This is a genomic window from Pseudomonadota bacterium, assembly GCA_027624955.1.
GTDB lineage: Bacteria > Pseudomonadota > Alphaproteobacteria > UBA828 > UBA828 > PTKB01.
In genome coordinates this window covers 87,653-112,459 of the sequence record JAQBTG010000002.1, presented here as the reverse complement: position 1 = coordinate 112,459, position 24,807 = coordinate 87,653, and the positions used below count along the sequence as shown (strand labels likewise).

Annotated in this window: 20 protein-coding genes; 8 read left to right on the top strand and 12 right to left on the bottom strand. The window is 60.6% G+C overall.

The features are described 5' to 3' along the window. Window positions 1–11: 11 nt before the first annotated feature. On the bottom strand, window positions 12–1,421 hold the full coding sequence (locus O3A94_01355; GenBank protein ID MDA1354896.1) for an aminotransferase: 1,410 nt from the start codon (window positions 1,419–1,421) through the stop codon (window positions 12–14). A 188-nt stretch (window positions 1,422–1,609) separates the two neighbouring features. Between O3A94_01355 and O3A94_01350 the strand changes: the two genes are divergently transcribed. Continuing rightward, window positions 1,610–2,998: a phenylacetate--CoA ligase family protein gene (locus tag O3A94_01350; GenBank protein ID MDA1354895.1), complete on the top strand. Its 1,389-nt coding sequence runs from the start codon at window positions 1,610–1,612 to the stop codon at window positions 2,996–2,998. A 102-nt stretch (window positions 2,999–3,100) separates the two neighbouring features. Beyond that, on the top strand, window positions 3,101–4,489 hold the full coding sequence (locus tag O3A94_01345; protein MDA1354894.1) for a phenylacetate--CoA ligase family protein: 1,389 nt from the start codon (window positions 3,101–3,103) through the stop codon (window positions 4,487–4,489). Window positions 4,490–4,505: 16 nt separating this feature from the next. On the opposite strand, the gene O3A94_01340 is transcribed toward O3A94_01345, so the two are convergent. The 3 genes from O3A94_01340 to O3A94_01330 are packed head-to-tail and all read right to left on the bottom strand — an operon-like array spanning window position 4,506 to window position 7,747. Continuing rightward, complete coding sequence (locus O3A94_01340) at window positions 4,506–5,810, bottom strand: glycosyltransferase (protein MDA1354893.1); 1,305 nt, start codon at window positions 5,808–5,810, stop codon at window positions 4,506–4,508. Beyond that, the gene (locus O3A94_01335) at window positions 5,807–7,006 is read right to left on the bottom strand and encodes a hypothetical protein (GenBank protein MDA1354892.1); all 1,200 of its coding nucleotides are present in this window, start codon (window positions 7,004–7,006) and stop codon (window positions 5,807–5,809) included. Before O3A94_01335 ends, O3A94_01340 begins: the two co-directional genes overlap by 4 nt. A 48-nt stretch (window positions 7,007–7,054) precedes the next feature. Beyond that, a complete protein-coding gene (locus O3A94_01330) occupies window positions 7,055–7,747 on the bottom strand; it encodes a glutathione S-transferase family protein (GenBank protein ID MDA1354891.1) in 693 nt (230 codons plus the stop codon). Between the two features lie 203 nt (window positions 7,748–7,950). On the opposite strand from O3A94_01330, the gene O3A94_01325 reads away from it, so the two are divergent. Next, on the top strand, window positions 7,951–8,400 hold the full coding sequence (locus O3A94_01325) for a GNAT family N-acetyltransferase (protein ID MDA1354890.1): 450 nt from the start codon (window positions 7,951–7,953) through the stop codon (window positions 8,398–8,400). A gap of 28 nt (window positions 8,401–8,428) precedes the next feature. Beyond that, window positions 8,429–9,202, top strand: a complete 774-nt coding sequence (locus O3A94_01320; GenBank protein MDA1354889.1) for an SDR family oxidoreductase — start codon at window positions 8,429–8,431, stop codon at window positions 9,200–9,202. A 22-nt stretch (window positions 9,203–9,224) separates the two neighbouring features. Here O3A94_01320 and O3A94_01315 read toward each other — a convergent pair whose 3' ends face one another. From O3A94_01315 to O3A94_01305, 3 genes are read right to left on the bottom strand one after another with little or no spacing between them, the layout of a single operon-like run. Next, window positions 9,225–10,121 carry a PhnD/SsuA/transferrin family substrate-binding protein gene (locus O3A94_01315; protein ID MDA1354888.1) on the bottom strand — a complete coding sequence of 299 codons (897 nt, stop codon included), beginning with the start codon at window positions 10,119–10,121 and terminating at the stop codon, window positions 9,225–9,227. After that, window positions 10,054–10,788 carry an MBL fold metallo-hydrolase gene (locus tag O3A94_01310; GenBank protein MDA1354887.1) on the bottom strand — a complete coding sequence of 245 codons (735 nt, stop codon included), beginning with the start codon at window positions 10,786–10,788 and terminating at the stop codon, window positions 10,054–10,056. Before O3A94_01310 ends, O3A94_01315 begins: the two co-directional genes overlap by 68 nt. A 47-nt stretch (window positions 10,789–10,835) precedes the next feature. Further along, window positions 10,836–11,720 (bottom strand): phytanoyl-CoA dioxygenase family protein, encoded by an 885-nt coding sequence (locus tag O3A94_01305; protein MDA1354886.1) that lies wholly within the window; start codon window positions 11,718–11,720, stop codon window positions 10,836–10,838. Between the two features lie 236 nt (window positions 11,721–11,956). On the opposite strand from O3A94_01305, the gene O3A94_01300 reads away from it, so the two are divergent. Beyond that, the gene (locus O3A94_01300) at window positions 11,957–12,883 is read left to right on the top strand and encodes an LLM class flavin-dependent oxidoreductase (GenBank protein ID MDA1354885.1); all 927 of its coding nucleotides are present in this window, start codon (window positions 11,957–11,959) and stop codon (window positions 12,881–12,883) included. Window positions 12,884–13,200: 317 nt separating this feature from the next. After that, window positions 13,201–13,956 carry a hypothetical protein gene (locus tag O3A94_01295; GenBank protein MDA1354884.1) on the top strand — a complete coding sequence of 252 codons (756 nt, stop codon included), beginning with the start codon at window positions 13,201–13,203 and terminating at the stop codon, window positions 13,954–13,956. Between the two features lie 77 nt (window positions 13,957–14,033). Here the strand turns inward: O3A94_01295 and serA are convergent, their stop codons facing one another. From serA to O3A94_01275, 4 genes are read right to left on the bottom strand one after another with little or no spacing between them, the layout of a single operon-like run. Next, window positions 14,034–15,611 carry a phosphoglycerate dehydrogenase gene (serA, locus tag O3A94_01290; protein ID MDA1354883.1) on the bottom strand — a complete coding sequence of 526 codons (1,578 nt, stop codon included), beginning with the start codon at window positions 15,609–15,611 and terminating at the stop codon, window positions 14,034–14,036. Between the two features lie 30 nt (window positions 15,612–15,641). Then, on the bottom strand, window positions 15,642–16,811 hold the full coding sequence (locus O3A94_01285; protein MDA1354882.1) for a phosphoserine transaminase: 1,170 nt from the start codon (window positions 16,809–16,811) through the stop codon (window positions 15,642–15,644). A 53-nt stretch (window positions 16,812–16,864) separates the two neighbouring features. Further along, window positions 16,865–18,937: a TRAP transporter fused permease subunit gene (locus O3A94_01280; GenBank protein MDA1354881.1), complete on the bottom strand. Its 2,073-nt coding sequence runs from the start codon at window positions 18,935–18,937 to the stop codon at window positions 16,865–16,867. Further along, window positions 18,937–19,983: a TAXI family TRAP transporter solute-binding subunit gene (locus O3A94_01275; protein ID MDA1354880.1), complete on the bottom strand. Its 1,047-nt coding sequence runs from the start codon at window positions 19,981–19,983 to the stop codon at window positions 18,937–18,939. Before O3A94_01275 ends, O3A94_01280 begins: the two co-directional genes overlap by 1 nt. A gap of 124 nt (window positions 19,984–20,107) precedes the next feature. Here O3A94_01275 and O3A94_01270 point away from each other — a divergent pair, with 124 nt between their 5' ends. Together O3A94_01270 and O3A94_01265 are read left to right on the top strand one after the other, a co-directional pair. Continuing rightward, the gene (locus tag O3A94_01270; protein MDA1354879.1) at window positions 20,108–22,063 is read left to right on the top strand and encodes a molybdopterin-dependent oxidoreductase; all 1,956 of its coding nucleotides are present in this window, start codon (window positions 20,108–20,110) and stop codon (window positions 22,061–22,063) included. 56 nt (window positions 22,064–22,119) lie between these two features. Further along, window positions 22,120–23,097: a phosphoribosylaminoimidazolesuccinocarboxamide synthase gene (locus O3A94_01265; GenBank protein MDA1354878.1), complete on the top strand. Its 978-nt coding sequence runs from the start codon at window positions 22,120–22,122 to the stop codon at window positions 23,095–23,097. Between the two features lie 13 nt (window positions 23,098–23,110). Here O3A94_01265 and O3A94_01260 read toward each other — a convergent pair whose 3' ends face one another. Beyond that, complete coding sequence (locus O3A94_01260; GenBank protein ID MDA1354877.1) at window positions 23,111–24,490, bottom strand: HAMP domain-containing sensor histidine kinase; 1,380 nt, start codon at window positions 24,488–24,490, stop codon at window positions 23,111–23,113. Between the last annotated feature and the right edge of the window lie 317 nt (window positions 24,491–24,807).

The window sequence follows — 24,807 nt, the reverse complement described above, 5'->3', positions numbered from 1 at the left end:
CTCCTGGCTGGCTATTGTGCCTTCCAAGTTCCGGCTTTTACCAACTCATCTGTCACGCGATTGAGCGCACGTTGGAAGCGGGCGACCACTTCGTCCACTTCGCTCTCATTGATCACCAACGGCGGTGAGAAAGAAAGCGCATTCATCTGCATCAATGCCCGACTAATGAGCCCTTCCTCGATGCAATATTTCGATAGCGTCGGCGCCACTTTGAGGCTCATATCGAGCGGCGTCTTATTGGCCTTGTTGGCAACCAGCTCGACGCCCGCCATCAACGCCACGCCACGGACATCGCCGACCAACGGATGATCGGCCACTTCCTTACGCAGCTTGTTCTGGAAATAGGTCCCCATGCGGGCCGCGTTGGCCGGCAGATTCTCACGCTCCATGATGTCGATATTGGCCATCGCTGCGGCCGCCGCGATCGGATGGGCACTATAGGTGTAGCCATGCGCGAACGCGCCGACTTCCGGTGTGCCATTCATCAGCACCTGCCAGATTTCCTCGGAAATAATCGAGGCAGACATTGGGATATAGGCGCTGGTGAGGCCCTTGGCGATGGTCATGATGTCGGGCTCGAAATTGTAGGTTTCGGCGGCGAACCAGTTGCCGGTGCGGCCAAAGCCTGTGATCACTTCATCGGCGATCAGCAGCACGTCATACTTTTTCAAAACGGCCTGAATTAACTGGAAATAGCCTTCCGGCGGCGGTACCACGCCACCGGCGCCCATCACCGGCTCGGCGATGAAGGCGGCGATCGTCTCCGGCCCCTCGGCGATGATCATTTCCTCAAGCTTGGCGGCACACCATTTGGAGAAATCAAGCTCGGTCATGCCGGGCTCGGCTTTGGTGTAATAATGCGGCATGACGGTGTGCAGCATGCGCTCCAGCGGCAGGTCGAAAGCGGTGTGCACCATCGGAATGCCGGTCATGCTGCCCGCTGCCACGGTCACGCCGTGATAGCCGAACTCGCGCGAGATAATTTTCTTTTTCAGCGGCTTGCCGCGCAAATTATTGAAATACCACACCAATTTTACGTTGGTGTCGTTGGCGTCCGAGCCTGAATTGCCGAAGAACACTTTGCTCATATTGTCCGGCGCCAGCCGCAAGATACGGTCGGCAAGGCGGATCGACGCCTCATTCGCCATCGATGCAAAGGAGTGATAATAGGCCAGCTTGCTGGCCTGCGCGGTGATCGCTTCGACCACTTCCTCGCGTCCCCAGCCGATGTTCACGCACCACAGCCCGGCCATGGAATCGATATACTCCTTGCCGTTGGTGTCGGTGATGTTCACGCCGTTGGCGGACGCGACGATCGTCGGCCCGTTTTCCGCATGATCCTTGAGTGCGGTGTAGGGGTGGAGAAAACTCTGCTTGTCCATCTCCTCAAGGGAGAGGTTATGTGCTGGTTGCACGCTCATTTCGGGCTCCTCATGCTCCCCGCGCCATTGCCGGGGGCCAATCTCACGCGCCGCCATTGGCAGCGTGATCACACTATTATGAATCTGGCGCGACTATCGCCGATCTTGCCGTCCGGTTCCAGTAGGATTTCGCTTGCGGGAGAATTCCTCGGCCCGGGGACCGTCCGCGATGTTATGCTGCGCCAGCCATGACCCGGGCCAACGAAATTCCCATTCCCAAATCTGCGATGCGCGGTATCGAATGGCCGGCGATTCCCGACATGACCGGCAATATCCTGCTCGCCCTATTATTTCAGCTCGAACAGAGCCAGTGGTGGTCGCCCGAACGCTTGCGCGCCGCACAATTCCGCCAGGCGAATTCGCTCCTTGCTCACGCTTTCGCCAGCGTCCCCTACTATAGCAAACGTCTCACGGAGGCCGGATATAGCCCGGACACCCCGCTCAACGACGAAGCCTGGCTCAACCTGCCGCTTCTAAAGCGCGAGGATATCCAACAGGCCGGCAACGGATTGAATTCGCAAGCCCTGCCCCAGGGTCATGGCAAAACCCATAAAATCTCCTCCTCCGGCTCGACCGGCAAGCCCGTCGAGTTGCTCGGCACTGGGCTCACGAGCATCTTCTGGAATTTGTTTACGGTGCGCGACTTCTTCTGGCGGCGCTGCGACCTAAGCGGCAAACTTGCCGCCATCCGGCCCAGTAAATCAGGAACAGCCAATTATCCCACGGGCGCTATGATCCCCAATTGGGGACCCGGCTTCGCATCGGCCGTCCCGAGCGGCCCATCCTGTTTTCTCAACATCAGGACACCGGTGGCGCAACAAGCTGAGTGGTTGGCGCGCCAGGATGCCGACTACCTCATCACATTTCCCTCCAACCTAGAGACACTGATTCACCATTGCGTGGAAGCGAACATCGAGCTGCCCCGGCTGCGTGAGGTAGAAACGCTTTCCGAACGATTGCCGCCCGGCCTCCGTGCATTATGCAAGGAACATTGGAATATTCCGCTGGTCGATATGTACACCGCGATGGAGACCGGCTATTTGGCGCTGCAATGCCCTGAGCATAGCCACTATCACATCCAGTCAGAGCATGTGATCCTGGAAATCCTCGACGCTGATGGGCGCCCCTGTGCAGCCGGTAAAACCGGCCGCATCGTCGTGACGGATTTGCACAATTTCGCCACGCCTCTGATCCGCTACGATATTGGCGACTTTGGCGAAGCGGGGGCACCGTGCGATTGCGGCCGTGGTCTACCGGTCATCAAGAAAATCATGGGCCGGCACAGAAACATGATCACGCTGCCTGATGGCTCTCAGCAATGGGCGATTTTCCCCGCCAGGGAATGGGGCCACATCGCGCCGATCCGCCAATTGCAGATGGTCCAGCACGCGCCTGACCGCATCGAAGCGATCGCCGCAATGGAGCGGCCGATGCGCGCGGAGGAACAGGAGCTGTTTATCTCCACCATGCAGCGCAATTTGAATTTTCCGCATCGCATCGACGTCAAGATTGTCGATGAAATTCCACGCGGCGCCAACGGCAAGTTCGAAGATTTTATTAGCCTGATTGAGACCTAGCGCAATTCCGAATTCGCTGACATCGCAGAAGTCCATTTACCATCCGGAGTTTCCGGTTTCGCCCGCCTTGCGGAATTGCCGGTCGTGTTATGCTCGCCGGCGATGAAATCGGCGAACCACATCCCCGTTCCCAAATCCGCGCTGGAAGGCGTCACTTGGCCCGCTATCCCAGATCACATCAGCAATATTCTGCTGTCTCTTCTCTTTCAGCTCGAGCAGAGCCAATGGTGGCCACCCGAGCGTTTGCGCGCGGCTCAATTTCGTCAGGCGGACACGCTGCTGCGCCACGCGTTCACGAACGTTCCCTACTATTCCAAACACTTGGCCGAAGCCGGCTATAACCCGGACACGCCACTCAACGACGGCATCTGGCTCAATCTGCCGCTTCTCAAACGCGAAGACATCCAACAAGCCGGCAACGATCTGACGACACGAACGTTGCCGAAGGCCCATGGCAAGACCAGTAGAATCACCACTTCGGGTTCTACCGGCAAGCCCGTCGAATTGCTCAGCACCGGTCTCACCGCCGTGTTCTGGAACCTGTTTACAGTGCGAGACTATTTTTGGCGGCGCTGCGATCTAAGCGGCAAGCTGGCCGCCATCCGGCACGACAAATCCGGTGCCGCCGCTTATCCCGATGGCGTCCTGCTGCGCAATTGGGGGCGCGGCTATGCTTCCGCCGCCCCAACCGGCCCCGCCACTATTCTCGCCATTGCAACACCGATTGCACAACAGGCCGAATGGCTGGTGCGGCAGAACGCTGATTATCTCATCACCTATCCGTCTAATTTGGAGGCCCTGATCCGTCATTGCGCCGATGCCGGTATCGAGCTGACGAGTCTGCGCGAAGTGCAAACTTTATCGGAGCTTTTGCCGGCAACGCTGAGGGCGCTCTGTGAGCGGGAATGGAATATCCCGCTCGTCGATATGTACACCACGCAGGAGGTCGGTTATTTGGCGCTGCAATGCCCCGAATACCCGCACTATCATGTGCAGTCCGAGCATGTGATTTTCGAGATCCTCGACGAAAACGGGCGGCCCTGCGACGTCGGCCAAACCGGTCGCGTGGTGGTGACGGATTTACACAATTTCGCCACTCCGGTGATCCGCTATGATATCGGCGATTACGCTGAAGCCGGCCCGCCTTGCGCTTGCGGCCGCGGACTTCCGGTGCTTAAGCGCATCCTCGGGCGGGCGCGCGGCATGCTCATACTGCCAAACGGTGAACGGCGATGGCCGGTTCTTGGAGACGGACAATTCAACGATATCGCGCCGATCCGGCAATATCAGTTCGTGCAGAAAAGCCTGGAAAGAATAGATGTCAAATTTGTCACCGGGCGGCCTTTGGTCGATGCGGAGGAGACAGCGCTGAAGGCGCTCATTCATGCCAAACTGGGATATGCGTTTGATCTGCACTTCAGTTATCCTGATGAAATACCGCGGAGCGCCGGCGGCAAATTCGAGGATTTTCGTTCCGAAATCGAGGTTTGAAGGCTACCAACAATTTCTATGCTGACGCGCTGAACGACACCTCGGGGGCAAAGCCCTCGCCGACGATACTGCGCTTCATCGCCCCGCCCAAATCCAGCAAATCCGCTCGCGAGCGGGATTCGGCGGCCAGCCGGATGGCGATTTTGGCACACCAATCCTGCGCCGAACGCTCGGCCAATTGATCCCAATCAAATGCCATGGCGATCATCGCGCCAGCGTCCGGGTTTTCGACGTTCCTGCCCGATGCCGGGCCGGCGGGTGCCAGGATGCGCAGATATTTATCGCTGTCGGATACATAGGCGTCATAGCGCGCCGCCAGAGTCACTTGCGGTGTTGGCGGCGTCCAACGCTCTAAGTCCAATTCGCCAATCGCGAAGGAGTCCGAACTGGGGCCGCTGACAATATTGTCGATGACCAGCGGAATAAGACATTCGGGCGGGAAAATATCGTGCGCACCGCAAAAATCTGAAGCGATGACGATTTTGCCTCTGCTCGCCGCCTCGACCGTGACCCTGCCCAGAGATTCGATGCTTGAGACCGAAGGAAACAGAACGATGTCGGTACTCGTCAATATCTGCATTGTGCGTCGGTAATCGAGCTCGCCATAAAAATTAACCGCCACGCCCAAGGCTTCGACTGCGGCACTCGCGTCCTTCCCAAAATTTTCGCCGTCGGTGCTGGAGCCACACACATCCAGCGACGTGATTTCCCATCCGACGGCTTTCATTCGGCGGATTATTTCAGGCACGAACTGAAACCCTTTATCGGCAGTGACGCGGCTGAAAAATCCACATCGAACGTTGCCGCCCGGCGCGTCGCCGGAACCGGAATCAATCTGTCCGGAAGATTCGAGCAGCGGATAATGTTGCAGCGCACCGCGCGCCGTTTCGAGCGGCGCCCAAACATCGCGGCAATAATTCGATACATGCGCGCACACATCGCCCGGCCGCTCTAGTTCCCGTGCAATAAATTCCTGGAAGGCATAGCCCACCCAGCCAAGCGTGCGAACCTCGCGGACGATGCGGAAGTTCAACCCATTTGCCTCGCGCAAGCCGAACAAAAGCGCCGCCAGCGGGCCGCAATTGGCATAGACGACATCAAGATTAGCCAACCGCTTGGCAATCCTCCCGCCGAGAAATTCGGAAACGTCGAGCCAAGTGACGCGCCATGCATTATCGCTCTCTTGTGACTCAATGCGGCGCGTCGCGCGCTCGATATCTGAGAATCCCAACACCGCCCCATCGCGCGCGACATGCCCGGTGTGCCAGGGGCCAGCGAAGACACCCAGCCGACCATCTTCGGCGCCCGAGCGTGATGTCACGCGCGTCTTAATCCGTCGATCACTTGCTCAACCAGCGCGGTGGCCGAATTTTTCTGCCGCCAGTCCATTTTGCCCAGCTTCGCCTTGATTCTGAGTTCGGGCAGCGCATCACTGGCTCGAACCAGTGCAGCGCCAATATTTTCCGGCGTGAATTCATCGAATAGGACACCGGCACCCCAGCCCGCCTTTAACTGCCGCGCCATCCAGCTTCGTGCCGGCGCAACGCAAACCAAGCCAAGCGATACGGCCTCGGCAAAGCATGCAGATGTGCGAAAATCATAACGCTCGCACATATAAGGGAGCAGTCTAATTTCAACGCTTTGCAGGCGGCGAAAATAATCTTGGCGCGACAAGGCGCCCGGCCAATAGATGCATTCGGCCCCCGTGACTGCGTCAAGGCGAGCCGATATTTGATCGATCTGCGGCTGGGAACCCTGAATAAAGATGCGCTTGCCGGGGCGTGCGCGGCAAAAATTTTCCAGCACGCCGGCAACGATATGACTTCCGGTTTCCGGACGCAGATGGCCCATCACACCGACATGGATAGGTTCAATAGTTTCGCCGTCAAGCGCGCCACCCGGCTCTTCGAATTGATCCGTTGGCAAAGAGCATTCGGCGAACGGCACCTGCATCACTTCAGTCAAGAGTTTCGCCAATTTTTTATTCGTGGCGTAAAAATTCATTCGATCTGCTGGCAACAGCTGCTTCAACTGATGTGCAGCGAAGCGGTGAAACGAAATATTGCCGCGTAGCTTGCTGCTCGCTTCGTCCAGGCGCCACGCGAAATCAGGATTGTGAAAGATGAACGTGACTTTCGGCCGATGAGTTGCCGCGAGTCCTGCTAGCCAAAGTGCCACGCCGTGAACCTCAATGTCGGTGCTAAAGGGCACAATGACGGCTTCGTCTACCCGCACATCTGGCAGAGCATCTCGAAGCGTCTCGGCAAATACGCGCCCTAGGACTGTAAAGCTCTGCAAGTGTGAGATGACCGGGTCATCGCTCAACACCTGCCCAGAGCGGAACGGGAACACCGGCACGCCGCCGGTGTCGGCAATGACGTCGGCATCCGCGTGTTGATTGATGAACACCGTCGCTTCACAGCCGAGTTGCGGCAGGACACGTTGCCACGCCAGTATCTCGTTGTAAGCGTGGCCCAGTTTGTTGACCAGATGGTGCTGAATTAAGTAGAGCCGCATGGCAACAATTTTTGCATGCTTGCGCTTAACATCAGGCCAACGACAGCGTCACGCCGTGGCGCGGAATTCGCGGGCGCTGATCGTGTCGGCGCTGTTGTCGGCGTATTTGACGTAGGCTTGGATGTGATACTCGGCGCCGTTGGTCGTCTCGCGCGCGCCTTTGGTTTGCTCCATCGCATCGAACCAGCATTTGAGGCGGGTGCAATCTGCGGGGAGCATGGTGCCGCGGTAATGTTCCAAGGCCGGCAGGCGCTCGAACCAAGGATAGAGCGCCAGATCGACCAGTGTCAGCTGACCGCCAAACCAATAAGGGCCGGCGCTCTCGGCAGCGATCGCCGCTTCCATCAGGCGGAAATACGCGGTCAGGGTTGCCGCCTCTTGCGCCCGCTTTTCCTGCTCCTGCGCCATCAACAAACGGTAGAAGCAAGGCAGCAGTTTCATGTTCATGAAATCGATCCAGATGCGCGCCGTCGCCCGCGCGCCGGGCGCCGCCGGCATCATCGCCGGGGTCGGAAAGGTTTCGTCGAGATATTCATTGATGATTGCCGATTCATAGACCACCCGGCCCTGATGGCGGATCACCGGCACTTTTGAATAGGGTGAGATTTCCAGGAACCAATCCGGCTTGTCGTTAAGATCGACTTCGCGCAGCGTAAAGGCCACATCCTTCTCGATTAGAATCATGCGCGTGCGTTGGGCAAACGGGCAAACCTCGGCGCTGAAAATTTCTACGTCGCTCATGAAGCGCTTCCTTGATTCAAAAATTTTGGCTGGGTGCTGAGTCTAATCTATCGTCCACGCATTGCCGCCCGCAAGCCAAGCATTTATCTTCGCCGCAGCGCAGGTGCAAAACCGTTTGGACGAGCGCTTCCGCGCCTCATTCTCAAACATTCGACAGGGGCCGAAACTATGGACTCGTTGCCCAGTATGCTGGATCTCCAAGGATGAACTTGCGCCAAGCCCGCACCGGCGAACTGAGTGACCTAAGCGCGCTCTGCATGCGCTCCAAAGCGCTGTGGGGCTATGACGCAGATTTCATGGCTGCGTGCCGGACCGAACTTACGCTCGGCCCCGATGACCTTCGGAGCAGCCTGGTGCAAATCGCCGAGGACGCCGGCGCCACCGTTGGAATGGTGCAGCTCGTAGTGCGGTCGGCAGGCGCCGAGCTTGCAAAACTCTTCGTCGAGCCCTGTCACATACGTCGCGGCGTCGGCCGGGTGCTGTTCGACTGGGCCGCGGCAGCGGCGCGCGTCGCCGGCGCCACCAGCCTGAGTATTGAATCCGACCCCGCCGCCGCCGATTTCTATCGCCGCATGGGCGCGGTCGATGCCGGCACGGCGCCATCGACTGCGATCCCCGGCCGGGCGCTTCCGCGCCTCATGCTCACGCTTTAGACTCACGCTTTAGACAAAGGTAAAAACCATGGATTCATTGCGCGGCAAACGGGCGATCATTACTGGCGGCGGGCGCGGCATCGGGCGCGCCACGGCTGAGCGTTTCCTCGCCGCCGGTGCCAAGGTGCATGTCTGCTGTGTGACCGACGAATCGCTGCAAAGCGTGCTCGCTGACAATCCCGGCCTGCATGGCAGCCTGGCCGATGTCGGCGTGTCCGATCAGGTGGCGCAACTGTTCGAAGATGCCGCCGCCCATCTCGGTGGGCTTGATGTGCTGGTCAACAATGTCGGCATCGGCGATCCGCGCGCGCCGATCGAAGAGGTCACCGACGCACAGTGGCGCCGCGCCTTCGCGGTGAATGTCGACGGCATGTTTTATTGCATCAAGCGCGCCGTGCCGTTACTGCGCGCGGCCGGCGGCGGCGCCATCATCAATGTGTCCACCGCCTCGACCCGCACCGGCTTGCCCTTGCGGACGCCCTACGTCGCCAGTAAATGGGCGGTCGAGGGCCTCAGCAGTAACCTCGCCCGCGAGCTTGGGCCCGACAAGATCCGCTGCAATTCCATCCTGCCGGGCATGATCAACAATCCGCGCGGTCGACGTTTGGTGGAGCGGCTCGCAGTGGAGCGTGGCCAGGACTATGCCGAGGCCGAAGCGCGCTATTTCAGTTACGTCTCAACACGCAGCTGGATCGAACCCGAAGAGGTCGCCGACATGGCGGTGTTTCTTGCCAGCGATGCGGCGCGCAACGTGTCCGGCCAAGCCATAGGCGTCTGCGGCAACATGGAATGGGAAGAATAACCCACGGTCGTGGCCGCCCGCTTTAGCGCAGTTCTGGGTAGCCGCTCGATGCCGCTTCGGTTTCGAATTCTCTAATCCGCGCATAGGCCGTGATGGGCAGAATTTCGCCGCCGGCGATGAGTAAGTCGCGACACGCATCCTCCAGCTGTGGATCGCTGAGTACTTGCAGTAGCGCAGTTTGCAGACGTGCCGCGAAATTTTCGCCGCGATCGACACGGGTGACAAACGGAATGGCCGGCGCCGAGGCGGTCTGGCAGAGAATGCGGGTGTCAGCCAGCGCCGCTGGCCGGTGGCGCGCCAGCAAAGCATGGCTGACGCTATCGATCGCGCAGATATCCGCATCTCCTTTTGCCACGGCGGCAAGGCTATCGGTGTGGCTGCCGCATTGCATCACGCGGGAAAAAAACCGACCGCCCTGGTGAAGTGGCGCGACCAAAGCCCTCAGCGCATTCATGCCGGAATGAGATTCGAACCCGTTGACGGCGCAAACCCTGCCCCGCGCATCAGATAATTCAGCGATGGCAGAATTCGCCCCAACCACGATCTGGCTGCAATATTCGCTGCCCTGGCAACCCGGCGCCGTATAGCGCGGCGTCACCAAGGGGCGCAAGATTCCGGCGTAGCGGCTGACCAGATCATAGCCGCAGCACTGGCTGATGAAGAGCGCTTCGTCGCGCCATAGCGCATCCAGTTCTTCGCCACGCAGCAAGCCGCTCGGCACATCATCGCAGTCGGCCAATGCCCGCGACAGGGCGGCCCATAGCGCATCCAGCGCGCCGGCGACTTCGGGGAAGTCGTACATCGGAAAACTGGCGCTGGTCATCGCCGTGTCTTTGCCGATAGTCGAAGCCTCAAGCCGCCAGCCGCGCCGCCAGGGCGCGCAGCATTGCCGCACCATCGCCGCGATACGCACTGCCATGCATGCAGGCGAGAACGGCCGGCTCCGTCGCCGCCAGTTTTTCCAGCATCTCGCCGCTGTTCGGCGCATGGGCGTAATAATCCATGCCAGCGCGCGCCTGTTCGCTGGCTTCGAGAATATCGTCTTCGGTGACCGGCGGATGATCGGCACCAAATCGCGTGAACAAATCGCCACACAGCAGGGTAGACGTCATGCTCTCAAACAAATATCCGCACTCCCAGGCATGCGGCAGATGTGGCGTCGCCAGCCAAGTGACGGCGTGGCGGCCAAGCGAAAGGGATTCGCCGTCTCCCAGAACGCGCGGCGGGCGGTCCGCCATATCGCCGATCGACGTCATGGCGGCAATATCACCGCACAGCGGCGCTGCCGCCGGCGCCACCGCCAGGATCTCGTTCAGCGCGCCGCACTCATCCGCCTCGACATGGCCAAAGCTGACATGGCGCAATTTTTCAATCGGCATGACAAGCTCGATCGCCTGGCGCAGCAGCGGAAACATCCCGCGCAAACCGGTGTGGAACAGCAGCGGCTCGTCATCGACAATAAGAAATTGATTGAACGTAAAACCGGGTGGAAACGCGTCACCCGGCAAGACCGGCGTCGAGATGCGGTGAATACCTTCAGCGATCTCATCGATCCGGGTTCCGGACTGTCCATTGGCAATTGGCATGGCTTTCACCCCTTCGGTGTTGCGCGCAAATGATTATGGTGGCGGCGCTACGTTCCAGCCAAATATTTCTCGATGCCCGGTGTGCGGTAGCCGTCCTCATGCCAGGTTATCGGAAAATAATTCTCGTCCATGGCATTGTCGCCAAGGCGCTTGTAGCGGCCGTAAATCGCGCCGGTGCCCGAGGTGAGACGCGCCGGATTGAACTCTGCGTCCGAGCGCATGGCATGGAGCACTAGGGCGCGTCGCGGTTTGTTCGTCCGGTTGTAGCCCGAGCCATGCCAGACCCAACCATGATGAAACGAGCCACCGCCCGCCGGCACTTCGACATAAGCGATATCCGCTTCGATATCCGCCACCCCTTCCGCCTTGGCGGCGTGGCGAAGATTTCGGCGATAATCCTCGGGCCCGTGGAAGTCACCCCCCGGCTCGGTGTGCCGCCAGCGCTGCGAGCCAGGCGCGAATTCCAGCGTGCCGCCCTCGGCCGTGGTGTCGTCGAGAGCGATCCAGAGGCTCAGAAGATCGGACGGGCGATACCAATCGAGATAGGCACTGTCTTGGTGAAACAGCAGCGGCCGCGCACCGGGCGATTTCCACAGCACATTGTCGATCATGATGCGCGCCCCGGGCCAACCGCCCAATTTTGCCACCGCGCGGCCGAAATCCTCGCGCAGCACCACGTCGGCGATGGCGCGGTCGGCGCGCCAGCCATTGCAGATTTGCCGGGTCAGTGTTTCGTCACCGGTGCTGATTTGCCAATTGACTTCGTCCGGCGTCACCCCGGTTTCGAATTCACCGGCGAACAATTTGTCGAAACGCGTGCGCAGGCGCGCCACCGTCGCCGCATCGATCAACCGCCCGACGGTCAAAAAACCCTGCTCCATAAAACGCCGGGCCTCAGTCGCATCGATCTCAAGCATCGCGTCATTTGCCATAGCGCATAGCCTATCCACTATATTGCGGAGGCGCGATACAGGAAGTTTCGGATTCATCGCTGCCCGCTACGAAGCGATGGCGAGCGTCCCGACGTCCCCCATATTAACCCCTCGGCGGCGCCCATCTGGACGCCCTCCCGCGACTTGCCCGGGCGGCTTCGGACAGAGGCACGTTGAGCGACGGGCAAGTCTCAGTCATTCTGGCCAGCAGCAACGAATAGCAAGGAGATAATCGGGTGACGATCGCAGTCGGACTGGGCTTTATGGATTTTCCGTTTTCCTCGGCGGACGCCTATTGGCGCTGGGTGGCGATGTGTGAGGACGGCGGCGTGGATTCGGTGTGGCAGACCGACCGTCTGGTTTCAGAGAAACCGTTTCTCGAATGCATGAGCGCCATGGCGGCGCTGGCCGGCGCTACCAAGCGCCTCAAATTCGGCATGAACGTGGTTTCCGTCGGCCTGCGTGATCCGCTCCTCCTCGCCAAGCAATGCGCCACCATCGACATGCTAAGCAATGGCCGCCTTCTGCCCGGCTTCGGCATCGGCAATATTCGCGCCGCCGATTGGCTCGCCACCGGCGCCGATACGGCGGGCCGCGGGCGACGCAGCAACGAGGCGCTGGAGATCATCGCGCGTCTCTGGGTCGAGGATTCGGTGGATTTCGACGGTGAATTCTACCGCTACAAAAACGCAGTGATTTCGCCCAAGCCGGTGCAAAAGCGCCTGCCGATGTGGCTTGGCGGCGCCAGCGAGGCGGCGATCCGCCGCACCGCCCGCTTCGGCACTGGTTGGCAGGCCGGCCTGGAAACAGCCGACGAGGTCGGCGCCGTCATCTCTGCCATCAAGCTAGCCCTCGAAAAGGAAGGCCGGACGATCGATCACGATCATTACGGCGCCGCCTTCTCCTACCGTTTCGGCGCCTGGGACGACGCCCCAGTGCAGGCGGTTGCGGCCTTCTTCCGCGACCGCCTAGCGCGTGAGCCTGAGCCGCGCATCGTAGCCGGCGGCACGGAACACATCATGGCCCGCCTGCAGGATTATATAGCCGCCGGCGCATCCAAATTCATCCTCAGCCCAATCGGCGAAGGCGACGCGGAAATCTTCTCCCAGACCGAACGCCTGATCGCCGAAGTCCTGCCCGAGGTCAAAAAACTCAACGGCTAGGATTGATCGGGCGGCAGCACTGCGAGGTTGCCGCCGCACCGCTTCGCCTACCAGACCGCCGGGGGATGAAATTCTGCCGCGCCGCGACACTGCCGATGCCTCGCACGCGCAGCATCGGCAGGCAGGGTCGGCGGAAGGAGCGCGCGGTCGGCAGAGACTTGCGCGCCGGATCGATGTTCCTTGGCAGAGCTTTGCAGCGGCATCATTCTTAGAATAATATTGCAGTATATTTCGCATTATAATGCGCTTAGCGGCCGCGCGCTTTCGTCGCATTATAGTACGAAATAGGGGCGCCAACAGACCATGGGGGAGCAGCTATGACAGCCGAAACACCTGCCAACCCTGCCAGCCGGGCGCTGTTTGATGCCCTGGCGGCGCGCGGCCTGACGGTTAGTGCGGTGGCCCGCGCAGGCGGAATTTCAGAGGGGACCTTGCGGGCCTATCGCGATACCGCGGGCCGTGGGCTCAATACCCGCACCCTGCATAAAGTGCTCGGCGCCATTGCTCAGCTCTCTGGCTCACCTGCGCCGTCCGAGCTAGTGGCCGCGGAACTCATCGGCGCGGAGATAAATTTTCCCACCACCGCTGCGCCGGCCGCCGGCTTAAAACCGTCCGGTCTGGCCCTGCCCGCCGCGCGCGAATATAGCGCGCAGGAGCTGGTTTCGCCGTCAGCGCCGCGTATTCCCGTTCGCGGCACCGCGCAGGGCGGCCTGAAAGGCGCCTTCGTGCTAACCGGCGACGATATTGATTATGTGCGCTGCCCGCCGCGCCTCGCCACCGCGCAAGGCACCTATGGGCTTTTTATTGAGGGCGATTCCATGTCGCCGCGCTACGAACCTGGTGAATTGATCTTCGTCTCGCCGCGCCGCCCGGCGCGTATCGGTGACGATGTCGTCATCGTCCAGCGCAACCGCGACGGCGAATATTGCGCCTTTATCAAACGCTTGCTGAAGCGCGACAGCGAGGAAATAGTGGCCGAGCAGTTCAACCCGCCCAAGAAAATCCGCTTTCTTGTGGCCGAAATAGATTCCGTCCACTTGGTCCTGCGTATGGTCGACCTTTACGGCTATTGAATAATATTTTCGTATATTAGTACGACATTATTCGCGCAATCGCGGCGCTGACAGCGGGCGCAAACCACGCCGCCCTATCAGAAACGCAGCGCTTTGGCCTGGACGATGTTGGGCAGCCCACGCAGTTGGTTGAGCACCTGTTCACTGACGTCGCAATCGACCGAAATCAAGCCGATGGCGTCGCCGCCCGCTGCCGCGCGGCCGAGATGGAACGTGGCTATATTAACTTCTGCCGCACCCAGTACCAGGCCAATGCCGCCGATCAGACCGGGCTTATCGGCATTGGTGAAATAGAGCATGTGCGGGCTCAGCTCGGCTTCGATTTTGATTCCCTTGATCTCGACGATGCGCGGCTTGTCACCGGCGATCAGCGTCCCGGCGAGCGAGCGCTGCTGGCGCTCGGTGACCACCGTGAGGCGGATCAGGGTTTGGTAATCCTCGGCTTGGTCGCGCTTCACCTCGCGCACATCGATACCGCGCTCCTTGGCGATCAGCGGCGCGTTCACCACATTCACTGAATCCAACAGCGGATGCAGCAGGCCTTGCAGAATAATGGCGGTAAGCGGCTGGCAATTGAGCGCCGCCGCAGCGCCTTCATATTCAATGGTCGCGCCCACCAGGCCGGTTTCGGTCAACTGGCCGGCGAACGAGCCGAGCTGTTCGGCGAGGCGCATATAGGGCGCGAGCTTGGGCATGTCCTCGGCGGCGATGGTCGCGGTGTTGACCGCATTGATCACCCCGCCGTCGAGCAGAAAATCGCTGATTTGCTCAGCCACTTGGCGGGCGACATTCTCCTGCGCTTCTTCGGTTGAGGCGCCGAGATGCGGCGTGGCGATCACCTGATCCAGTTCGAACAACGGATTGTCGCGCGCCGGCTCAGTCTCGAACACGTCGAGCGCCGCGCCGGCGACATGGCCGCTCTCGATTGCGGCTTTGAGGTCGCTCTCGACCACCAAACCGCCACGCGCGCAATTGACGATGAACACGCCTGGCTTGGTTTTGGCGAGTGCCTCGCCATCGATAATGCCCTTGGTTTCGCGCGTCAGCGGCACGTGCAAGGTGATGACGTCGGCCCGCGCCAACAGCTCATCCAGCTCGACCCGCTCAACGCGGAGCGCATTGGCGCGCTCTGGCGAAAGATAGGGATCATAGACGATCACCCGCATCTTCAGGCCGAGCGCCAGGGTCGCGACGATGGCGCCGATATTGCCGCAGCCGATGATGCCGAGCTCTTTCTTGCAGAGCTCAATCCCCATGAAGCGGCTCTTTTCCCATTTACCGGCGCGGGTCGAGCGGTCGGCCAGCGGAATTTGCCGCGCCATCGCTGCCATCATGGCAATCGCGTGCTCAGCGGTGGTGACCGAATTGCCGAAAGGCGTGTTCATCACCACGATGCCGCGCGCCGTCGCCGCGTCGAGATCGATATTGTCGACGCCGATGCCGGCCCGGCCGATGACCTTGAGATTGTCGGCCGCGGCGATAATTTCCGCAGTCGCCTTGGTCGCTGAACGCACCGCGAGGCCGTCATAATTGCCAATAATGGCACGCAGTTCTTCCGGCGTGAGACCGGTTTTCACATCCGCCTCGATTCCGCGCGCGGCAAATATCTCCGCCGCCAACGGGCTCATCTTGTCAGATATCAATACTTTGGGCATGGCCTACCTTTAATGCAGCAATTCAATGCGTCACGGCGCATGCGCCGTGCGCATTTCGGCCCACACCCAGTCGAGCCAGGGCAGAAGCTTCGCCAGATCGCGCTGTTCGACCGTGCCGCCACACCAGATTCTGAGGCCGGGTGGCGCCGCACGGTGGGTGGCGATATCGAATGCAGCGCCCTCGCGCTCCAGCATTTGCGTAAGGCTGTCGACGATCTCCCAGCGCGCTTTTTCATCGAGCGCGGTGAACCAATCCTCGGTCAGGCTGAGACAGACCGACGTGCGCGAGCGCGTCGCCGGATCGCGGGCGAGAAATTCGACCCACGGCGTCTTCGTCACCCAGGCATCAACCACGGCAAAGTTCGCTGCGGCACGCGAGATCATGGCCGTGCCACCGCCGATGCTCTCGATCCAACGCATCGCGTCCAGCGCATCCTCGACCGCAAGCATCGAGATGGTGTTGATGGTCTGGCCGCGAAAAATGCCTTCGATGATCTTTTGTCCCTTGGCCATGCGGAATAGCTTGGGGATCGGCCAGGGCGGGGTGTAATTCTCAAGCCGCTCGGCGGCACGCGGGCCGAGCAACAACATGCCGAACCCAGCTTCGCCACCCATTGCCTTCTGCCAGGAATAAGTCACGACGTCGAGCTTGTCCCACGGCATGTCGTGCGCCAACACGCCGGAGGTAGCATCGCAAATGGTCAGGCCCTCGCGCGCGCTCGATATCCAATCGCCGTCCGGCAGCCGCACCCCTGAAGTGGTGCCGTTCCACACAAATACACAATCGCGCGCCGGGTCGGCCTGGCTCAGATCCGGCAGCTCACCGTAAGGTGCCCGGATGACGCGATGGTCGAGCGGGCGCAACTGGCTTTCGCCGTCGATCACCCATTGCTCGCCGAAATTCTCCCAGCTCAAGAAATCCACCCCGCGTGCGCCCAACAACGACCACAGCGCCATTTCCATCGCGCCGGTATCGGACGCCGGTACGATGCCAACCCGGAAATCTTCCGGCAGGTCTAAAATCTGGCGGGTGCGCGCAATCACTTCCTGGATGCGCTTCATCGGCTCCTTGGCGCGGTGCGAACGCCCGGTCAACGCGTCCTCCAGCGCCGCCAGCGACCAACCCGGCCGTTTGGCGCAGGGGCCGGAGGAAAACCGAGGATTATCTGGAACGATTACAGGTTTTGCAGGGCTATTCATCGGCTGGCCTCGGCTGCGGGAAGGCGCGGATACTAGCACCGTAACATGCGCGGTCAACGCGCGACCGAACGCCGCACGTTCCACGCCAAAATCGCCAGCACGGCAATTGCCGCCGCCGCATGCCAGTGCCATTCCAGCGGCCACAGAAGGACGACGCCAAGGCCGGCATAAACCGGCCGCAGCGGCGCCGGCAGTGCCGTCTCAAGATAACCTTCGATGGCGCCGGTGAGGGCGTAAATACCCAAACAAGCGAACACGAAAATCTCCAGCGCCACGAAGATATCGCCGGACAGAAACGGCGTGTAAGCAAACAACACCGGAACCACATAAAGGCTCTTCGCGACCTTCCAGGACACCAGGCCGGTACGCATCGGCGGCGTCCCGGCGATGGCGGCGGCGGCGAAAGCGGTTAGGCAAACCGGCGGCGTCACGTTGCTGTCTTGGCTCAGCCAAAACACGATCATATGTGCCGACAACAGCGCCGTGGTGAGCAGTGCCGGCGATAGCGCCGCCTCACGCAACATGCCGCCTACTTCCGGCGGCATTTGCGCCAACAGGCCAGCGGCGGCGGCAGCGCTCATCGGCGCCTCCAGCGCAGCGCCCGGCGCGGCGAGGGCAAAGATGGCGCGCGCCGTTTCCGGCACGGCACCGCTGGTGAGCATCTCGATCAGTTCGGCGCGGGTAATAAGGTCGTAGAGCGCCGGCGCCGCCAAAGTTGCCAACACCACATAAGAGGCGGTCACCGGCAGCCCCATGCCGAGCACCAGCGACGCCGCCGCGACCAGCAGCAACGCGAGGATCAAACTGTCGCCTGACCACTCGGCAATCATCAACGCGAAGCTGTTGCCGAGGCCGGTGGTTGCCACGGCATTCACCACCAGCCCAATCGCCACCAACAGCACCGCCGTGGTCACCATATTGCGCGCGCCCAACGCCAGCGCATCAACTATCGCGCGCGGCCCCATGCGCTGCGGCGTCAGCCAGGACGCGGCGATCACCGCGAGAATGGCGAAGCCTGCCGCATAGCTCGGCGTAAAACCCCATACAAGGAGGCCGACCAGAACCGCAATCGGAATGAGGAATGGCAACCCACCGCCGTTCAGCACCTGACGTAATTTAGGCGTGTCCGCGGCATCCATCTGTAGGCCGGATTTCTTAGCCTGAATACGCACATAGCAGGCAATACCGATGAAATAGAGCAGCGCCGGCAAGAACGAAACACCGATAATGGTGAGATAGGAAATCTCGGTATAGGTCGCCATCACGAAGGCGCCGGCGCCCATCACCGGCGGCATCAACTGGCCGCCGGTGGAGGCAGCGGCCTCAACCCCAGCGGCGAAGCGCGGCGGAAAGCCAGCGCGTTTCATCAGCGGAATGGTGATCACCCCGGTCGACACCGTGTTGGCCACCGCCGAGCCCGACACCATGCCGGTCAGGGCCGAGGCGATTACCGCCGCGAAACCCGGCCCGCCAGCCACCCGCCCGGCCAAGGCGCGCGCCAGATCGACGATAAACGCGCCGCCGCCAGAGCGGATCAGAAACGCGCCGAACAACACGAACATAAAGACGAAGCTCGATGAGATATTGGCCACCAGGCCAAACATGCCCTCATCGCCGTAGCTGCCGCGCAGCAACACAACTTCCAGCGATAGCCCAGGAAAATGCAGCACACCACCAACATATTTCCCCCACCAAGCGACATAGCTGACGGCGACAATAATCAGGATCGGGATCACCGGCCCGGTGGTGCGGCGCGCCAGTTCAATGGCGAGCAATATCAGCGCGATGCCGGCAATATAGTCGAGCGCGCCATAATCGAAGCCACGCGCCGCCAACGGTACTTCGGCAACGACCACATAGAGCGCAGCAAGACCGAGGACAAGCGCCAGAATTAGATCGAAAGCGAACGCCACGCGCGCGAAGGGGCGGCGCAAAACGGCGCGCAGCGGCGGCGTCACCAGCAGGCAGATCAGGCCAAAGCCAGCAAAGTGGATGGCCGCCAGCCATAGCTGGGGCAGAGTGGAAAGGACGTTAAAATAGACATGGACCAGCGACAGCGCGGCGCCGAACCAATAGACGAAGCGATCAACCGCCGCGCCGCGTGGATTGGCCTCTTGGTGCGGCATCAGCCGCCGAGCAGCGCTCCGGGAATCTCTAATCCGCGCTCTTGATAGTAGCGCAGAGCGCCGTTGTGCAGCGGCGCCGGTAGGCCGCTCAGGGCGCTCTCCAACGAGATCGCCCGGGTCGCCTTATGGATATTGCCAAGGAACGGCAGGTTCTCGTGCATTGCCTTGGTGATTTGATAGACCGCCTCGTCATCGACATCAGCACGCACCGCGAGAAAATTTGGCTGGGCGATGGTGGCGACGTCATGGTCCTGCTCCGGATACGTGCCGGCGGGCAGCGTATAGGGCGTCCAGAGATCAAAGCCGGCGTTGGCGCGGGCGATTTCATCGGCCGTGAAAGAGAGAATTGTGATGTCTTTGCCAAGCGACGCAAAAGCCCGCGTCACGGCCGATACCGGCGGCCCCGCTGGCGTGCTCATGCCGGCGATCTTGCCATTGATCAACGCATCGGCGCTCGGCCCATAGCCGAGATAGGCGAGGTCGAACGATGCCTCCGGATCAAAGCCAAGTCCCGCGAGAATATGGCGGTTCGAGCCTTCGGTGCCGGAATTGCGCTTGCCAATCGAAAAGCCCTTGCCGGCGAGCAATTGTAAATCCGCCACCGTGCCGCTGGCAGCATATTCGCTGCGGATGATGAAATGCTCAACATTTGGCCACAGCATGGAAATGCCGCGCAGATGATCCTGCGGCCCGACACTTTCCAGGGGCCCGCTGCCGGCCCGCGCATGGGCGCCCCACAGGCCCTGCAATATAGCGAATTGCACCTGGTCCTCGCGCAGCAGCTTGAGATTTTCGCCCGACCCGGCCGAGGTGATCGCCGACATGGAAATCTTCGCCTTGGGCTCAAGCTTGACCTTGACCAGCGTCGCGATGGCGACACCGACAGGATAATAGGTGCCACCCGTGGTGCCGGTGCCGAGCAGATAGGACAGCGATTGCTCGGCGCGAAGCGGCAGGCTCAGTGTCGTAGCGGCGCCTGCGGCAAACGCAGTGGCGGCAGAGTGGCGCAAAAAACTGCGCCGGGTCAGTCGGAATTTTTTAATCATGCCTGCGATGTTAACCGAGGCACCGGTACCGTGCCAAGATTAAGCACACAAAGGTAGCGCTCGAAATAGGGCCGGTTTTGGCTTTATAGTGCCTCCGCGCATTGATTCGAAGAGGAGACGGGACATGGTAGAGAAGCACATCGTACAGGGCTGTTGCCCGTTGGATTGCCCGGATACCTGCGCCTGGCAGGCACATGTCGAAGATGGCAAAGTGGTGCGCGTCGAGGGCGACAAGGCGCATCCCTTCACCCGCGGCGTGCTCTGCGCCAAGGTCAATGATTACCCCGCCCGCACCTATTCACCCGATCGCCTGCTGCATCCCTTGCGCCGCACCGGCACCAAAGGCGACGGCCAGTACGAGCGCATCTCGTGGCAAGAGGCCGTCGATACAATCGCTAAGCGCTTTGACGGCATCATCAACGAGCATGGCGCGCAGGCGCTGATGCCGGTGTCTTATTTTGGCTCAATGGGCGCGGTACAGAAATTTGCGCCCATGCGCCTGATGCATGCGCTCGGCGCCTCGGGCATGCACGGCAATATCTGCGGCGCGCCGGGGCTTGCTCTGCTCGGCGCCGGCCATTCGATCGGCCTCGACCCGGATGAATATGACCAGGCGAAGCTGATTATCCTTTGGGGCGTGAACGTGCTGAGCACCGGCCACCACCATTGGCATTTCCTCAATCAGGCACGCGAAAAAAATGGCGCCCGCATCATCTGTATCGATCCACGGCGCACCAAGACCGCTGCAAAAAGCGATGAACATATTGCAATCCGCCCGGGCTCAGATGCAGCGCTCGCCGCCGGCATGGCGCGCGTCATCTTCGAAGAAGGCTTGGGCGATCTCAAATTTGCCGGGCAGATGGCGCATGACGTCGACGCCTACCGCGCGCAAGTTGAGCCCTGGACACCGGCGCGCGTCGCCGAGACCTGCGGCATCGATGAAGAAATCGTGGTCACGCTGGCGCGCCAATTCGCCGCCGCACAGCCGGCCATGATCCGCTGCGGCGTCGGCCCGCAACAGAGCGAGCATGGCGAGGCATTTGTCTGGGGTCTGTCGGCGCTGTGCATTCTCGCCGGCCATGATGGCGCACCCGGCGGCGGGCTCTCGCTGATAACCATGCCAGATGTAGATCTCTCCAAGGCAGCACGCGCCGATCTCAGGCAGGAAAAAGTGCGCAGCCTAGATATGACCCGTCTCGGCGCGATTCTGAACGGCGAGCAGGCCGGCGCGCCGGTCAAAGGCCTCCTGGTGTGGGGCACGAACCCAGCGGTGGTGCTGCCCAACACGGCGGAAATCCGCCGCGGCCTGGAACGCGAAGACCTGTTTACCGTGGTGCTCGAACATTTCATGACCGATACCGCGCGGCGCGCCGATATCGTGCTGCCAGCGACCACCCAGTTGGAGCATTTCGACGTGCACGGCGCGTGGGGACATCATTATGTATCGCTCAACAAGCCGGCCGTGGCGCCGGTCGGCGAGGCGAAATCGCACGGCGAAATCATGCGCCTGATTGCCCAGCGCATGGGCTTGAACCATCCAGCACTGCACGAGAGCGATGAGGAAATCGCCGCATCGGCGCTGCCGCCCGAGCTGCCGCTGGCTGACCTCGAGGCCACCGGCTGGAAAAAACACGGTCCCGCACGGCGCGGTATTCCAGCGCCGGAGGCGCGTGTCGCGCTGGCCGGTCATCCTGCTCGTGTGGCTGCTACGGCGCCCGACGGCGCGCTGCAATTGCTAACCCCGAAAGCGCATTATTTCCTCAATTCAAGCTTCGCCAATATGGCGCGCCAACGCGGCGCCGAGGGCGCACCGGCGTTGGAAATGAACAGCGAGGACGCCGCGCAGCGTGGCCTGTCGGACGGTCAACGCGTGGCGATCCGCAACGCTCAAGGGCGGCTTCACGCCGGGCTCAAAGTAACCAAACAGATCCGCGCCGGCACCGTTTCGCTCGCCGGCAAATGGTGGTCGACGCCCGAGGACAGCGGCGCCGTCGGCAATATGCTGACGCCCCCCGCTTGGTCGATCTCGGGCCAGCCCGCCTATAACGATACCTTCGTCGAGGTCGAGAGCGCGGAATAGCCCGGCACGATAGAATATAGTAACAAGACAGAATCCCACCGGACGAGAGAACTCCTATGAACAACACAAGCAGCGCGCCGCTTTCCGGCCAATGTCTCACCGATGCGCACTTTCCCGAACTACCCGGCTTCTATCGCGGCAAGGTGCGCGACACCTATCACCTGCCGGATGGCCGCCAAGTGATGATCGCGACCGACCGCCAATCGGCGTTCGACAAGGTGCTGGCGGCGGTACCTTTTAAGGGCCAGGTGCTTAATCAAACGGCGAAGTTCTGGTTCGAAGCGACCGCCGACATTTGCCCCAACCATGTGCTCTCTTATCCCGACCCCAACGTCGTCATTGCCAAGCATCTTGAGATGTTGCCGATCGAAATGATCGTCCGCGACTACATGACTGGCTCGACCGAAACCTCGATCTGGACCATGTATCAGCGCGGCGAACGCGTGCTCTACGGCCATCAATTCGCTGATGGTCTGGTGAAAAATCAGAAACTGCCGGAAACCATTCTCACCCCCACCACCAAGGGCGAGCGCGACGCGCCAATCACCGCGCAAGAAATCGTCGCCGAAGGATTGCTAAGTCAGGCGCAGTGGGACGAGGTCGCGGAGATCAGCTTCAGGCTGTTCGCACGCGGGCGCGAGATCGCGGCCAAACATGGGCTTATTCTGGTCGACACCAAATATGAATTCGGCACCGACGAAGCCGGCCGCATCACCGTCGCTGACGAGCTGCACACGCCGGATTCAAGCCGCTATTGGAGGCAGGCGAACTATGCCGCCCGCCTCGCCGCCGGCGAAGAGCCGGAAGGCCTCGACAAGGAATTTCTTCGTCTCTGGGTCCGCACCCAATGTGACCCCTACACCGAGCCAGTGCCCGACATCCCAGCCGACACGCTCAACGAGTTCTCACAAAAATACGTCGCCCTCTATGAAGCGGTCACCGGCCAATCCTTCGACTACGCCGCAGATAACTCGCCGATATACGACCGCATCCGCACCAATCTCGCAACCGCGCTGCCCGAATATTTCGGCTGATCAAGCGCCGGCCTCACGCCCTTTCGGTCACCGTGCGCCAGCGCGGGAATTTGCAGCTCACCACCGTGCCTTTGCCGACGGCGCTGACGATATTGAGATCACCGCCATGCAGTTCCACCAGCCGCTTGACCAGCGATAGGCCGAGGCCGCTCGAATCCTGATCAGGATCGAGCGTATTATTGAGATGATAAAACGGCTCCACCACCTTGGCGATTTCCTCTTTGGGGATACCAATGCCGGTGTCAGATACTTCGAACACGATGCCGCCGTCTGGCGCCAGTTTGGCTCGCAGCGTGACACGGCCGCCGCTGGCGGTGAATTTCCGGGCATTGGAAACGAGATTTATCGCGATCTGGCGCAGCGCCCGTGAATCGCCGGTCAGACGCGGCAAATCAGGCGATATTTCGGCGCGCATGTCGAGGTTTTTGCCGTGTTTGCCGCCGCTGGTCATGTTGATCGCGTCTTGCGCGACGCGGCCAAGCCTCACTGGCTCCAACTCAAGCTCCATGCGGCCCGCCTCGATCTTGGCGAGATCGAACGTATCTTCCACCATCGCCAGCAAATGCACGCCGGCGCGATGAATATCTTCGATATATTCGCGGTATTTCTCATTCTCTAACGGCCCAAATATTTCCTTCGAAATCATCTCGGAGAAGCCGTTGATGGCGTTCAGCGGCATGCGCAATTCATGGCTCATGCCGGCGAGAAATTGAATTTTGGCTTGGTTGGCGATTTCTACCTGCTGATGCGTCGCCTGCTCGCGCTGCACCGCGGCTTCCAGTTCCGCTGCTATTTTTCGATATTCCGAACTACGCTCCGATTCATGGTGAAAGCGCTCGCGATAGACACGGAAGAAATACATCAAACCCAACGTGCCGCCCTGTGTGGCGGCTGATTGAACGAGCAAATTGAACTCGCGTCCGTCAAGATCGGCGCCAGGTCCCGTTAGGCCATACACCAGGAACATCAGCACAACGGCGAGAAAACAGCCCCAACCGACAAAGAATGCTTGGCGACCGTTTAAGACGAAGCTGAGGAATATGTAATAGAGCGGAATCCACAGAAGATAGAAAACCAGATTTGGCGAGGGCGAAACAAACAACGCATCGGCGACCGCGATCAGGTTGAACAGTCCTGAAAAGGCGACCCAAACATAGGCAATTTGGCGGTTATAGCGGTTGCCCGTGACAAGGATGGCGAGAAATATTGAGGAAAACAGCACCGTCGCCGTGGGCATCGTCACCATATCAAAGGGCATTGCCTGCTCGGGCGACCAGGACGCGGCGAGAATTCCGAGGCCGGCGCCTGTGGCGCTTACCAAACTGCCAACCAACAAGACCAGCGACGACACGCGCTGCTCGACGGCCTGCGACGTCGATGGCGCAATCGACATTCGACCCGTAACCCAGGAGCGGAGGGGAATTGTGTTCATGGACACGTGATAGTTCTTTCTGGTCCTCGGCAAAAATTCACAACCCGATACGTCGGGCGTCAGTCCGTGCGCCTGTTGGCGCCGCCATGCCTTCAGAGATTCTGGACTTTACCGCCGTATGTTAACACTGTCTACCCAGGCGATGGCGACATATTTTCCCGGCCAAGCGGCGGGGCGCGAAGTCACCGACTGCCTGACCTAAGGTGCCAGATCGGCCGGCTTTGTGGGCCGGCAATGCCGTTGAACAAAGGGAGTCATCTCGGGGATTCCGGTGTGAC

Coding starts and splice junctions, on each gene's coding strand:
- O3A94_01350 (MDA1354895.1), top strand. CDS start 1,610: ATGACCCGGGCCAACGAAATTCCCATTCCCAAATCTGCGATGCGCGGT.
- O3A94_01315 (MDA1354888.1), bottom strand. CDS start 10,121: ATGGCAGTGCGTATCGCGGCGATGGTGCGGCAATGCTGCGCGCCCTGG.
- O3A94_01325 (MDA1354890.1), top strand. CDS start 7,951: ATGAACTTGCGCCAAGCCCGCACCGGCGAACTGAGTGACCTAAGCGCG.
- O3A94_01345 (MDA1354894.1), top strand. CDS start 3,101: ATGAAATCGGCGAACCACATCCCCGTTCCCAAATCCGCGCTGGAAGGC.
- O3A94_01285 (MDA1354882.1), bottom strand. CDS start 16,811: ATGAATAGCCCTGCAAAACCTGTAATCGTTCCAGATAATCCTCGGTTT.
- O3A94_01280 (MDA1354881.1), bottom strand. CDS start 18,937: ATGCCGCACCAAGAGGCCAATCCACGCGGCGCGGCGGTTGATCGCTTC.
- O3A94_01295 (MDA1354884.1), top strand. CDS start 13,201: ATGACAGCCGAAACACCTGCCAACCCTGCCAGCCGGGCGCTGTTTGAT.
- O3A94_01335 (MDA1354892.1), bottom strand. CDS start 7,006: ATGCGGCTCTACTTAATTCAGCACCATCTGGTCAACAAACTGGGCCAC.
- O3A94_01355 (MDA1354896.1), bottom strand. CDS start 1,421: ATGAGCGTGCAACCAGCACATAACCTCTCCCTTGAGGAGATGGACAAG.
- O3A94_01330 (MDA1354891.1), bottom strand. CDS start 7,747: ATGAGCGACGTAGAAATTTTCAGCGCCGAGGTTTGCCCGTTTGCCCAA.
- O3A94_01275 (MDA1354880.1), bottom strand. CDS start 19,983: ATGATTAAAAAATTCCGACTGACCCGGCGCAGTTTTTTGCGCCACTCT.
- O3A94_01260 (MDA1354877.1), bottom strand. CDS start 24,490: ATGTCGATTGCGCCATCGACGTCGCAGGCCGTCGAGCAGCGCGTGTCG.
- O3A94_01310 (MDA1354887.1), bottom strand. CDS start 10,788: ATGCCAATTGCCAATGGACAGTCCGGAACCCGGATCGATGAGATCGCT.
- O3A94_01270 (MDA1354879.1), top strand. CDS start 20,108: ATGGTAGAGAAGCACATCGTACAGGGCTGTTGCCCGTTGGATTGCCCG.
- O3A94_01320 (MDA1354889.1), top strand. CDS start 8,429: ATGGATTCATTGCGCGGCAAACGGGCGATCATTACTGGCGGCGGGCGC.
- serA (MDA1354883.1), bottom strand. CDS start 15,611: ATGCCCAAAGTATTGATATCTGACAAGATGAGCCCGTTGGCGGCGGAG.
- O3A94_01305 (MDA1354886.1), bottom strand. CDS start 11,720: ATGGCAAATGACGCGATGCTTGAGATCGATGCGACTGAGGCCCGGCGT.
- O3A94_01265 (MDA1354878.1), top strand. CDS start 22,120: ATGAACAACACAAGCAGCGCGCCGCTTTCCGGCCAATGTCTCACCGAT.